General features: G+C 67.0%; 9 protein-coding genes. 4 read left to right on the top strand and 5 right to left on the bottom strand.

Annotated elements, in window-relative coordinates:
* Positions 1-181: 181 nt before the first annotated feature.
* Together IRZ30_RS11430 and IRZ30_RS11425 are read right to left on the bottom strand one after the other, a co-directional pair.
* Positions 182-2,056 carry a CocE/NonD family hydrolase gene (locus IRZ30_RS11430; RefSeq protein WP_294085250.1) on the bottom strand — a complete coding sequence of 625 codons (1,875 nt, stop codon included), beginning with the start codon at positions 2,054-2,056 and terminating at the stop codon, positions 182-184.
* Positions 2,057-2,211: 155 nt separating this feature from the next.
* The gene (locus IRZ30_RS11425; RefSeq protein WP_294085249.1) at positions 2,212-3,051 is read right to left on the bottom strand and encodes a GntR family transcriptional regulator; all 840 of its coding nucleotides are present in this window, start codon (positions 3,049-3,051) and stop codon (positions 2,212-2,214) included.
* Positions 3,052-3,339: 288 nt separating this feature from the next.
* On the opposite strand from IRZ30_RS11425, the gene IRZ30_RS11420 reads away from it, so the two are divergent.
* The 4 genes from IRZ30_RS11420 to IRZ30_RS11405 all read left to right on the top strand — a co-directional run bounded on the left by IRZ30_RS11420 (position 3,340) and on the right by IRZ30_RS11405 (position 8,123).
* Positions 3,340-4,989 carry an ABC transporter substrate-binding protein gene (locus IRZ30_RS11420; protein ID WP_294085248.1) on the top strand — a complete coding sequence of 550 codons (1,650 nt, stop codon included), beginning with the start codon at positions 3,340-3,342 and terminating at the stop codon, positions 4,987-4,989.
* A 138-nt stretch (positions 4,990-5,127) separates the two neighbouring features.
* Complete coding sequence (gene nikB / locus IRZ30_RS11415; protein ID WP_294085247.1) at positions 5,128-6,051, top strand: nickel ABC transporter permease; 924 nt, start codon at positions 5,128-5,130, stop codon at positions 6,049-6,051.
* 212 nt (positions 6,052-6,263) lie between these two features.
* Entirely contained in the window at positions 6,264-7,046 is a 783-nt protein-coding gene (locus IRZ30_RS11410; protein ID WP_294085246.1) for an ABC transporter permease, read from the top strand.
* A gap of 12 nt (positions 7,047-7,058) precedes the next feature.
* Positions 7,059-8,123: a dipeptidase gene (locus IRZ30_RS11405; RefSeq protein WP_294085245.1), complete on the top strand. Its 1,065-nt coding sequence runs from the start codon at positions 7,059-7,061 to the stop codon at positions 8,121-8,123.
* A gap of 33 nt (positions 8,124-8,156) precedes the next feature.
* Here IRZ30_RS11405 and IRZ30_RS11400 read toward each other — a convergent pair whose 3' ends face one another.
* From IRZ30_RS11400 to IRZ30_RS11390, 3 genes are all read right to left on the bottom strand, one after another.
* Positions 8,157-9,596: a DUF4129 domain-containing protein gene (locus tag IRZ30_RS11400; protein WP_294085243.1), complete on the bottom strand. Its 1,440-nt coding sequence runs from the start codon at positions 9,594-9,596 to the stop codon at positions 8,157-8,159.
* Positions 9,565-10,836 carry a DUF58 domain-containing protein gene (locus IRZ30_RS11395; RefSeq protein ID WP_294085242.1) on the bottom strand — a complete coding sequence of 424 codons (1,272 nt, stop codon included), beginning with the start codon at positions 10,834-10,836 and terminating at the stop codon, positions 9,565-9,567. Before IRZ30_RS11395 ends, IRZ30_RS11400 begins: the two co-directional genes overlap by 32 nt.
* Positions 10,837-10,977: 141 nt before the next feature.
* Positions 10,978-11,976, bottom strand: coding sequence for a MoxR family ATPase (locus IRZ30_RS11390; protein WP_294085241.1), 999 nt, complete (start codon positions 11,974-11,976; stop codon positions 10,978-10,980).
* Positions 11,977-12,275 lie beyond the last annotated feature (299 nt).

Below are 12,275 nucleotides of genomic sequence, written 5' to 3'. Positions count from 1 at the left end.
CGCGAGATCTGGCAGCACCTCGCCACCGACTGGAAGCCCGCCGGCCTGCTCGACCCGATCACCCAGGAGATCCCCTTCACCGACCTCCCGGCCACCCTCTTCGCCATCCTGCGCGGCCAGGTCCGCGGCCGGGTCGTGGTGCGGGTCGGCTCGTAACGAGCGAGGACGGCGGAGCAGCCGACTAGTGGTCCACGCGAACGGTCCAGCTCCTCGAGAAGATCTCGGTGTCGTCCATCCTCACGCTGACCGTAACCTGGATGTGTTCATTAGTCTCCACCATCCGCGCGGCGGCGCGCACGACGCCGCTCGCGCGGCGGAGCGTAAAGACCGACTCCGCATGAAGCGTCGAGCGACTGGGCTGTTGCCCATCCACGGTCAGGAGGCCGTAGAGGTCTGAGTCGAGCACCGCACCCCCGCCAAGATGCATCGTCTGCCCGGTGACCGCTTCGAACGAGACGACCGGCTCGACGAGATCGCGGATGAGACGCAGCCGCGCATCGCGCGTCATCGATCGGGCCGGAACGCGAAGCTCCGGCGGGGCGATCCGCGGCTCGGGGAGATCCGGGTCAGCGCCATGCACGACCGGCAGTTCCATGCAGGATGGGTAGAGAGTGAGCGAGAAGGGCTCGGCCTCCGGCCAGATGCGGGACAGATCCGCGCAGGAAACGGTCAGGTGAAGCCGGCTTCCAGCCGGTACACGCCAGGAGATTGGGCGAAGCTTGAGCTCTACCTCGACCGGCGTGTCAGACGGTATCTGGTTCTCCGAGGTGCCGGGAGTGGCCCCGCGTCCCTTCATCCAGCCCATCGTGATGAACTCACGCCGGCCATCCGGCCCGATTTGGAACAGGCGGCAGACCAGCGGTGGCTCTGCGTTGGTGGCCGCCACCCGGAGGCGTACCACCGGCGTGCCCGTGATCTCGAGCGGCGCACTGAGCGAGGCAGTGTCGAAGCAGAGGCTGACCGCATCGTCGGTGCCGGGATACAGCGGCGTATCCGGTCCCGGCAGCCAGTGCATGGCGATTGTGTCGATTCCGACCAGAGGGGTGTAGTCGTAGGTAATGACCTCGTTAGACGACGGAGAGGCATCGGTAGCGAGCGCCCCGTCGGCCGTCATGTGGTAGCGCACCGTCTCAGCCCGAGGGGGATTCCAACCCTGCTCATGGCGCCATTCAGCGGCCCCGTACATGTACTGGAGTACCGGCGGCTCGGATTCGATCCCGTTCGGCTCGTCCTTGAGCCAGCGATCCCACCAACGCAGCAGGTCCGGCATAAAGCCGATCGGTTCGTTCGCGGCGAGGTCAGGGAAGATGTGCTTCCATGGGCCCATCAGGAGCCGCTTGGGGCCTCGGAGCTCGTCGTAGACGCGCACCGCGACGTCGGCGAAGATATCTCGCCACCCACCGACGATGAAGGCCGGCGTTGTGATCGACCGGGGGTCAGTCGTGCGGCCGCGTCGCGCCTCGGCGGCAGACGCCTCTCCGTGCCACGCAGCGATCCATGGACGGTAGTGTTCTAGTCGCTCGCGCCAACGCGCGTCCCAGGTGCCGTCGTCGTCGTACAGCGGCGGGAGCAGGTTGCTTGCGGCCATGCGAATGCCCCAGTGGACATCCGGCGAGAACGCAGTCCGGCAGCCGTGTGCAGCGAGGTAGTCGTCAAAGAGATCGGTCGCAGCATGGATCGCCACGATCGCCTTCAAGTGAGGGGGATTCAGTCCCGCAGTGCTGAGCGCTGTGATCCCGCTGTACGAGAGCCCCCACATCCCCACGGCGCCAGACGACCAGGGCTGGCGGGCAACCCATTCCACGAGATCGTAGCCGTCGTAGCGCTCCGACTCGCCAAACGCGTCGTGTGCATGCCCCTCGGAGACACCGACGCCCCGCAGGTCGACCGAGATCGTGACATACCCGCGCTCGGCGAGGTAACGGTGCACCGCATCCAGGTACCCTATCCCGTAGGAACCGTCCTTGTGGTACGGCATCATACTCACCACTGCCGGGAAGGGCCCGGGTCCAAGTGGCACATACATCCGCCCCGCTAGGTGCACCCCGTCCCGCATCGGGATCCAAACATTCGGTTCTATCCTGTATGCTGACGCGTCCGAATGCACGCTGCTCTCCCCCCTGTCGCTCCCGCGTTTGTCCCTGTCTGTCCCTCGAGCATGCCTGGTGAGGTCACGCCGACGGCACCACCGCCGTTTCGACGTGCACACCGTCATGCCCAGTCGGTCCGAATGCGCCCCAAGTGCCGCTCCATGCAGGCCACTGCGGCGTCGGCATCCCCGGCCTCCAATGCCTCCAACAGCACGAGGTGATCGCGCCCTGATTCGTGGAGTTGTCCGCTAATCGCCAGCCGGCGTAGACCCGGAAGATGCATATGATCGCGCAACTCGCCGACCAGGCGTGTAAGTCGCTTATTGCCGAGCGCGTCGATCAGCGTGAGATGGAACTGTCGATCGAGGGCGAGGAACTCGAGCAGGTTCCCTTCATCGGCTGCCTTCTGGAGATCCGCGTAGATCTCACGCGCACGACGTAGCGCCTCCCGGGGCGGTGGCTGGAGCCGAGCGACCTGCGCGATGGCCGGGATCTCGAGCATCTGGCGGAGTTGGGTGATCTCTTCCACATCGTGCGCTGACATCGGGAGTACCCGAAACCCCCGGTTCCGATCCATCGTTAGCAACCCCTCGGCTGCCAGCGCCAGGAGCGCTTCGCGCACGGGGGTCCGAGACACCCCGAGCAACGCAGCAAACTGGCTTACTGAATAGAGTTGCCCCGGGATGAGATCACCGGCAATGATAGCCGCCTTGATATGCTCGTAGGCTTGCGTGGCAAGGCTGACCGCCTTCGGGATGGGTTCGATGAGCGGAGTAGCGTCGTGCTCAGCGCGCTCCATTGGGCGACCAGCGTCGGCACGCGATTCTTCCGGCATGGGAACAACCCCCTGTATCCATTCGCCGTCGCCAAGAGAACGAAGCAGGATCACGAAGAATGACGGTGGTAACGTACACCATAACACAGAATCATCATCGATGCTTCTCCTGGTGTAGATGGACAAGTGATCCACCTTCGGCGGCAGCGAGAGGTAGTTGCGTCCGGACTAGTCGCATGTAGCATGTCACCGGCTACACTTGACATGATACTACATCGCTGCTAGACTCACCACAAAGCCGTTCCTGGTACGTTGCCCAACGCAGATTTGTCGCGTTCAATGCGCCTTGTGCAGATCCTGCGAGGGTGAGGGCCGCGGGGAGACTCGATCGCATCAACCCTATTCCGGCACGCTGATCACGCACGGTGCCCCCAGTGGGGTTCGTGCCGACTGCTCATGTGTGGAGGAGAGGACATGGCAACCCGGCGCGACTTTCTAAAGGTAGCCGCGGGTACAACCGCCACGATGCTCCTAGTTGCATGCGGCGGAGGGGACACCGACAGTGCCGCGCCAACTACGGGCACGGGGAGCACCGGCGATTCGGGCGTGGGCCAGAGCACGCCTGCAGGGGAGAGCACTCCTGGCGCCGGCGGCTCCACCAGCGAGACGGAAATCCGGACAGGCGGTCGACTCCTCGACTCCCTGCTCTCAGAGCCCGACTCCCTCGACCCTCACAAGGGCACGCTCCTGGTGACCACGTACGTCTTGAACCTGCTCTACGACCGCTTGGTGTACGTCGATCAGGACCGCCAGCCGCAGCCATGGCTGGCCGAATCGTGGAACGTCAGCGACGATGGGACCCGGATAACCTTCACGCTGCGCGAGGGAGTTGTCTTCCACGACGGCACCCCACTCAATGCCGAGGCGGTGAAGTTCACCTTCGACCGCCTGATCGACCCCGCCACGGCCTCCCCGAATGCCAATCAAATCGGGCCGCTCGAAGGCACCGAGGTCATCGACGAGAAGACGGTGGAGCTGACTTGGTCCGAACCGTACGCTCCGGTGTTCATGATGCTCGCCGGGAGCCAGATGGGCATCATCTCGCCCACGGCGGTCGAGAAGCTAGGCGATCAGTTCGGGCGCAACCCAGTCGGGTCAGGGCCGTTCAAGCTGAAGCGCTGGGACGCCGGCAAGGAACTCCTCTTCGAGCGCAATCCCGACTACAAGAACTTCCGCGGCGACGTGCAGAACCCGGGTGCGCCGTACATCGACGAGTTGTCGATCCGGCTCGTACCCGAAGAGGGCACGCGAATGGCGGCTCTTGAGAGCGGGGAATTGCATCTGGCTTGGGCTCCGGTGCAGGATGTCGAGAACATCCGCGCCAACCCGGATCTTCAGATCTTCGCCCGCGAAAAGGGCACCAGTTGGGAGTACATCGAGTTCAACACTACCAAGCCGCCGTTCGACGACCTCGCCGTCCGGCAAGCGGTCGGCTACGCCCTCAACCCTGAGGAGATCCTGATAGCATCCTATATCTACGGTGATCTCATCAAGGCACCGCTCCCGATCGGAACCGCAGGCTACGATGCCGAGGTCGGAGAACAGTACGGGTTCACGCCCGACCCGGAGAAGGCCAAGTCGCTCCTGCAGGGGAAGACGCCCGTGAACGCCGTGCTAACCACCTGGAACGCACCGCAGGCGGTACGGGCAGCGCAGGTCATCCAGGCCCAGCTCCAAGCCGTGGGCATCAATGTGGAGTTGGAGACGATGGATGCTGGCACGTTCCTGGCCAAGCTGCGGGAGAGTGACTTCCATTTCGCGTTCAACCGTACCACTTGGCCAGACCCCATCATCTTGTCTCAGACCTTCAAGAGCCCCGGTCGGGACAACCAGTACTCGAATCCGGAACTCGACCCGGTTCTCGAGGAGATCGAGAGCACGGTTGATCCCAAAGCGCGCCAGGAGGCAGTTAGCAAAGCGCAGCGAATGCTGCTGGAAGACGCTGCCGTGGTCCCGCTCTTCTCGGACCACTTCATGATGGCCGGCAGCAAGGCGGTGCAGGGTTTCTTCTTCTCGGCGCTGGGCTACCCGATGTATCAGGACGTGTGGATCGCTGAGAGCTGACGGTACGGCGGAGTCCCCGTCCGTGTCGCGCCACGACACGATGCCTCGATCCGACGGGTTGGGTCTCGTGTCGTGGCGTTTTCCCCATACTACCGAGGGGACGGGTGAAGGGCCGTACCCAACGATTGGCCGAGACCAATGGTAAGATACGCCGTCCGACGGCTCGTGCTGCTGATACCCACACTGCTCGGGGTATCGATTGCAGTGTTTCTTCTCCGCGGGCTGATCCCCGGTGATCCCGTCGAGTTGATGTTCTTCGGGCAGTCCGTCGATCAGGAGACCATTGAGATCGTCCGGCGCGATCTCGGCCTCGACCGCCCCCTCCCCGAGCAGTACCTCAAGTTCTTGCTCCGCGCTCTCCAGGGAGACCTCGGCACCTCGATCCAGTCGGGGCTGCCCGTCACACAGGAGATCCTCAACCGCTACCCGGCTACCCTCTATCTGGCCATCTCTGGGACGCTCGTTGCGATCGTGCTCGGGGTCTCTGCCGGCGTCGTCGCGGCTATCTTCCGAGACCGCCTATGGGACACCCTCATCATGGCCGCCACGACCGTGGGACAGAGCATGCCTTCCTTCTGGCTCGGATTGCTCCTGATCTCTCTCGTGTCCGTCCGCTGGGGAATCCTGCCGGTCATGGGCTCAGATTCGCCACGCCATCTCATTCTTCCAGCGCTCACGATCGGGCTCATCACATCCGCCCTCATCGCGCGCATGACCCGCTCGACCCTCTTGGAGGTTCTGAACGAAGACTACGTCCGGACTGCCCGGGCTAAAGGGCTGCGGGAGATGCGCGTCGTGCTGGGCCATGCCATGCGTAACGCGGCGCTCCCGGTCGTGACGATCGTTGGGTTGCAGTTCGGCAACCTGCTCGCCGGGGCCTTCATCGTCGAGGTCGTCTTCAGTTGGCCTGGGGTAGGAGAGATGGCGGTTACGGCCATCAACCAGCGTGACTATCCGGTGATCCAGGGGATTCTGCTCGTAGTGAGCAGCAGCTACGTCATCGTCAACACTGCGATCGACGTTCTGTACGGCGTTCTCGATCCGCGGGTAGCCTACGACTGACGTATGAAGCAATCGATCCGTCTCGCGATGCAGCGACCCTACGATGAGCGGGAGCCGCGCTGTGTTGCCGGGGCCGGGAAGGGATGCACCACAGCATGAGCGACGTGGTCTCCGCAGATCAAATCCGCCTTGGCCAGGGAACTCCGGGACCCAAGCGGCGGCGCCCGGGCTTGCTACGCCAGGTGCTCGGGAAGGGTTCCGGGCGAATTGGAATGACGATCGTGGTCATCCTCGTCCTTGTCGCTGCGGTCGGCCCCGCGATCGTTCCGGCTGATCCATATCAGATGGCGGTGGGAGAGCGGCTCCGCCCCCCCTCGTCCGCTCATTGGTTCGGCACCGACGAGTTCGGCCGTGATATTCTGGCGCGCATCGTACACGGTTCTCGGATCACGCTATTCATCGGGCTGATCAGTGTGGCCATCGGCCTCGCTGTCGGCACGCCACTGGGATTGCTCGCAGGCTACTTCGGCCGGCGCGTTGATCTGGTCATCAGCGTCGTCACCGACATCATGCTTGCTTTCCCAAACTTCCTCCTAGCGCTCGCCATCGTCTCCGCGCTCGGTCCGAGCCTCCGAAACGCCATGATCGCCGTCGGGATCCGGACGGTGCCACTGTTCACCCGACTCGTTCGCGCGAGCACAATCGCGGTGCGAGAGCGGGAGTTCGTGACGGCCGCGCGAGCGGCTGGCGCTCGAAACGTCCGCATCCTCAGCCGCCATATCGCGCCGAACATCGTCGCGCCGATCATCGTACTCGCGTCATTGGAGTTTCCGGCCGCCGTGCTGGTAGCTGCTGGCCTGAGCTTCCTCGGTTTGGGAGCGCAGCCTCCCTCGCCCGAATGGGGCAGCATGCTCGTCGGTGGGCGCCTCTATCTCCGCTCCGCGCCCTGGGCTATCAATGTGCCGGGCATCGCGATCATGATCACCGTTCTGGGGTTCAACCTCTTAGGTAACGCGCTGCGGGATACCCTTGACCCGCGGCTGCGGCAGAAGTAATCGGGGGAGACCATGACAGAGCGCCGAGACCAGTGGCGGGAGCACCTACCGCGCGCGCGTGAGCTTCACGCCTCGACCATCGTGGCAGACATGCACTCCGACATTCCGACAGATGTCTACCGCCGCCGGGCCCGCGGCGAGGAACGGGTGATCGAACGGCTGCACCTCCCCCGCCTCCGAGCCGGCGGCGTGACCGCGGTCGGCATGGCGTTGAACAACGACTCCTTCGTCGGAGGGATGCAGACAGACGCTGCCCTGCGACGCGTCGTCGAGATGCTCGACGCGATGGAGTCGGAAGCGGCGGAGTCGCCCGATCTCGCCTGGACCCGCTCAGCCGCCGAGATTGTCTCAGCGGCCGAACAGGGCCGGCTCGCGATGCTAGTGGGTCTGGAGGGTGGCGCTGCCCTCGGCGAGAGTCTGGGAACTCTTCGCACGCTCTACCGTCTCGGGGTGCGCGTCGTCTGCCTGACCTGGAACTACCGCAACCCGATCGGCGACGGGGTCGCTGAAGAACACGGTGGTGGTGGTCTTACCCGCTTCGGGGTGGCCGCGGTCAAGGAGATGCAGCGACTCGGCATTCTCGTCGATGTGAGCCACCTCACACCGCGCGGTGTTGAACAGGTCTTGGCCGTAGCGGAGCGCCCGATTGTCGCGTCCCACTCGAACGCCCGCGCGTACTGCCCGCACCGGCGTAACTTGAGCGATGCCGCCATTGAGGGAATCGCTCGCACGGGCGGCGTCGTCGGCGTTTGCTTCTACCCTGGCTTCATCGATGCCGAGCAGCCGTCGCTCGAGCGACTGCTTGATCATGTGGATCACATCGTCCGCCTCGTCGGTGACGACCACGTCGCAATTGGGGCCGATTTTGTGGACTACATGCAGGAGTTCATCGACGAGCGGCTCGCAGCCTCCGGAGTCTACCAGGGGCACAGCAGCGTGTACCCCGCGGAACTAGCGGGCATCGACCAGATCCACAACTTCACCGCCGGGCTGCTCGCGCGGGGCTACTCCACAGAGTCGATCACGAAGATCCTCGGCCGCAACTTCCTGCGTGTCTGCCGCGACGCGATCGGCTAGCGTACGACCAGTGCTTGCAGCGTGAGCGGCATCCTACTCGTCAGCGTCATCTCGCCGCCCCACCCTCTCCCGCAGCGCCTCCCAGGCGGCGCGGGCGTGGGTGAGGTCGGTGGGGGTTTCGTGGTCGGCATAGCGGGCGAGCTGGTAGCGCTGGGTGAGGTCGGCTAGCGGCTCGCCGGCCGAGGGCCACGCCTCGGCGGCGCGGGCGGCGTAGTCGCTGGGGGACTCGGTGGGCCGGCGGGGAAGACCGGCTCGGGCGGCGAGGACCAGCAGGTGGCGGTAGGCCTCGCGCACGCTGGTCGGGGGTGTGTCGAGGTCGTAGTGGCCGGCGCGGCGCCCGCCGCGCCCAGCGCTCAGCCCCTGCAGCCAGCCGCGGAGCTGCGCCAGCGCCAGCTCGCGTGACCAGACGCTCTCTCGCACCTCGTCGAGCGCCTGGTCGGTCCGCTCGGGCCGGAAGCGGCGGAGCGTGCGCAGCACCAGCCAGACCCCGACGGCGATCGCGCCCGCGATCAGCAGGATCTCCAGCGCCGTGCCGATGAACGCGGGCAGCGCGTTCCGCGCCTGCTCCTGGAACTCGGGCAGCGGCGGCGGGCCGGGGGACTGCCCCTCCTGCGGCTGTTCCCGCTCCCCGGCCAGGGCGCGGACGAGCCAGATCAGCGGCGTCAGCGCCAGGAAGAAGAGGTAGGCAACCGCGGTCATCACCCAGATCAGCCCGGTCGCGAGGGCCTCGAACACGAGGAGGAAAGGCCGCAGCACCTGGCGCCACACGTCCGGCCCGGCCACGCCCGCGAGCAGCAGCGCCAGGAGGACGATGCCGACCGCCAGCGCCGCGCCGGCCCCGATCCAGCCCGCGCCACCCTCGCGGACGCGCGCCCGCACCACCCGCTCCTGCGCGGCCGCCACCGCCACCAGCCCGCCGATCAGCACCACCGGCACCGCCGTGGCGGCGGCAGCGAGCGCGTTCCGCCCGGCCTCGCCGCCGGTCGCGGCCGCCACGATCAACGCGACGGCCAGCAGGGCGACGCCACGTTCGAGCAGGCCCCGAGCGGACCCGGGCGGGAAGGGGTCGGGGTGCACGCCGAGGGCGATCCCGCGCCACCACGCCAGCCCGGCGACAGCGAGGAGCGCGTAGACCGCACCGTCGCGACTCACGAGGCCGTCGATCAGGGTCAGGGGCGCCGCGAGACCGGCACCGGCCAGTCCGAGCCAGACGATCACCAGCGCCAGCCAGAGGCCGAGGCTCAGCAGCCGCGCGGCGGCGATGTCCCAGCCGCTGACGAGGAAGCCGCGCGCAGACCAGAAGGCCACCAGTCCGGCCAGGGCGATCCCGAGCGGCGCAGGGACCGTCGCGCCCGGGTGCCCAAGCATCCCGGCCAGGAGGTGCAGCCACGGCGCGATGGCCGCGACCTCGACCGCCGCGACCAGCGCCGACAGCAGCAGATCAACCCAGGCGGAACGCAGCCATGCGCTCAAGGGATACCTCCGGACCGAAGCGGTGGACCGTGAAGCCGGGACGCGCGGGGAGATCGGGCGCCCGCTCGCCGAAGGCGAGCAGGGCCACCGCGTGCCCCGCGCGGTAGAGCCGCGCCAGCGTCTCCTCCAGCGCCGGGGTGACGTAGCCGGTGATGACCACGACCGTCGCGCCCCAGGGCAGCCGCCGCGCCTCGTTCGCCAGCAGCGTCTCGACGCGGAAGCCGGTGTAGGGGATCAGCAGCGCGAGCGCCTCCAGGATCTTCCCCAACTGCGCCGGGTGCCGGCTGGGCGCCAGGCGGACCGAGCGCTGCCCACCGACCAGCGGGGCGTTGACGTAGAGCCCGACCTGGCGCCGTTCCTCCAACCCGTGCGCGGCGAGCGAGGCCGCGGCGGAGATCGCCAGTTCCAACGCCTCCGGGTCGATCCCCTGCCAGAAGTGCTCGAACGTGTTGACGTCAAGGAAGATCGCCAGCGTCGGCAGCGCGCTCGGCTCGTACTGCTTGGACTGCAACGTGCCCGTTCGGGCGCTGGCGCGCCAGTGGACCCGGCGGGGGTGATCGCCCGGCACGTAGGGGCGCACCCCAGCCACGCGCAGCGGATCCTCCAGGAGCGGCTTGACCGGCTTTTCGTCGCCGAACGGCTGCTTGGCCGGCAGGCCGAAGGCGGTCACCGGGAGCACGCGCGGGTAGACGATGAGGGCATCGACCGCGTCCTGCGACGCGCGGCAGGTGGCGAAGCCGAAGACGTCGCCAGTGCTGAGCTGCACCGGGCCGAAACGATAGTAGCCCCGGCGCTCGCAGACGACCGGGTAGCGGCGGCGGACGCGCTCGTACGGTCGCGCGGCGAAGAACGTGCGGAAGATGTCGATCTTAGGCGTCGGCGAGGGATCCAGCGACAGGCCGGGGAACTCGAGCCCCTGGGGGAACTGGTCTTCCACCTCCAACCACGGCAGCGGCAAGAGCTTGGCATTCTCGACCGTGATCTCCAGCAGCACCTCCTCGCCAGGGAAGGCGCGGGAGCGTGAGAAGGAGCGGGTGTAGCGCACGTGCTCCAGGCCGTACCGCCGCCAGAGGAGCGCCACGCCGATCGCCAGCGCCACCGCCATCGCCAGCAGGGCCAGCAGCGGTTGGCGCAGCAGCGCCGCCACGAGGAAGAGCGCCACCGCCCCGCCGAGCAGATAGCGCACGCGCTCCGGATCCTTCCAGCCGGTGTCGGGGCGAGCCCCGTCGTCAGGAGTCATGCGTGATGCGTCATCCGTCATGCGTCATGCGTCTTTGTCCATGCTGACCGGAGACAAGAGAGCAACGACGATGACGGAGCACGGAACACGGAACAGGCAACAGGCAGTACTCGTCGCGATTGACGCATGACGCATGACGCATCACGCATCACTCTCCTCCTCGACCGGCACGGGGACCTGGGCGATCAGGTCGCTCAGGATCGCTTCCTTCGTACGGCCCTGGAGTTCGACCCGCGCGGCCGGGATGATCCGGTGGGCCAGCACCGGCAACGCCATCGCCCGCACGTCGTCCGGAATGACGAAGCCGCGCCCGTTCATTGCCGCCGTGGCCTGTGCCGCGCGAGCCAGCGCCAGCGCCGCCCGCGGGCTGGCGCCCAGCTCGATCTCATCGTGGGAACGGGTGAGGCGCACGATGTCCAGCACGTAGTCCTCCACGGCCGCGCCGATGTAGACCTGGCGCACGGTACCGATCATCGCCGCCATCTCCTCCGGCGTGGTGACGGCCTGCACCTCGGTCAGCGGGTCCTGCGCCCGGAAGCGCCGCAGCATCTCCCGCTCGTCCTCCCGCTCCGGATAGCCGACAGCCGTGCTGAGGAAGAAGCGGTCGAGCTGCGCCTCCGGCAGCGGGAAGGTGCCCTCCAGCTCAACCGGGTTCTGCGTGGCGACGACGAGGAAGGGGCGGGGCAGGGGATAGGTCTGCCGCTCGACCGTTACCTGTCGCTCCTCCATTGCCTCCAGCAGCGCCGACTGCGTGCGCGGCCCGGCCCGGTTGATCTCGTCGGCCAGGACGACGTTGGCGAAGACTGGCCCGGGGTGGAAGGTGAACGTCGCGCTGCGCTGGTCGAAGACGAGCGAGCCGGAGACATCGGATGGGAGCAGGTCGGGTGTGAACTGGATGCGGTGGAACGTGCCGCCGAGCGCGAGGCTGAGCGAGCGGGCGAGCTTCGTCTTGCCGATCCCCGGCACGTCTTCGATCAGCACGTGCCCCTCGGCGAGGATCGCCACCAGCAGCCGGTCGATCACCGCCCGCTTGCCGACGATGACCTGCTCCACCGCGGCCCGCAGCCGGTCGACCGTGACCCGGATCGCATTGAGCGTGGCCTCATCCGGCCGATCCGTCACCTGTGCCGCGCTCCCCATCGCCAGCCTCCGTCGTCGCCCGCCCCGCACCGACCGGGGCGATCGCTCCTCATTGATCAACGCGTGTCTCCACACGCAGGGTACCACGCGGGTCACACGGGCGCATAGGCAGCACAAATGTGGTGAGAGGCGCATCGTCCGTCGGCATGGGCCCGGGGGTGATGGAGTTTGACGAATTATTCTCGTCTTCCCGCCACCCGTTCCGGCACGGCTGTCATCCTGAGCGGAGCCGGGCGGCGCGGGGCGCCGCGCGCGGGCGCGGGGGGGCACGCCGCGGACCGGCCCCCCCCCGGGGGGGA

This window comes from Sphaerobacter sp. (assembly GCF_019683595.1).
GTDB lineage: Bacteria > Chloroflexota > Chloroflexia > Thermomicrobiales > Thermomicrobiaceae > Sphaerobacter.
This window is presented reverse-complemented; position numbering and strand designations above follow the sequence as displayed.

What these genes read in the sequence shown, in the direction of transcription:
- IRZ30_RS11430 (WP_294085250.1), bottom strand. Translation starts at nt 2,056, where the DNA reads ATGCGGGACGGGGTGCACCTAGCGGGGCGGATGTATGTGCCACTTGGA.
- IRZ30_RS11420 (WP_294085248.1), top strand. Translation starts at nt 3,340, where the DNA reads ATGGCAACCCGGCGCGACTTTCTAAAGGTAGCCGCGGGTACAACCGCC.
- nikB (WP_294085247.1), top strand. Translation starts at nt 5,128, where the DNA reads ATGGTAAGATACGCCGTCCGACGGCTCGTGCTGCTGATACCCACACTG.
- IRZ30_RS11410 (WP_294085246.1), top strand. Translation starts at nt 6,264, where the DNA reads ATGACGATCGTGGTCATCCTCGTCCTTGTCGCTGCGGTCGGCCCCGCG.
- IRZ30_RS11405 (WP_294085245.1), top strand. Translation starts at nt 7,059, where the DNA reads ATGACAGAGCGCCGAGACCAGTGGCGGGAGCACCTACCGCGCGCGCGT.
- IRZ30_RS11395 (WP_294085242.1), bottom strand. Translation starts at nt 10,836, where the DNA reads ATGACTCCTGACGACGGGGCTCGCCCCGACACCGGCTGGAAGGATCCG.
- IRZ30_RS11390 (WP_294085241.1), bottom strand. Translation starts at nt 11,976, where the DNA reads ATGGGGAGCGCGGCACAGGTGACGGATCGGCCGGATGAGGCCACGCTC.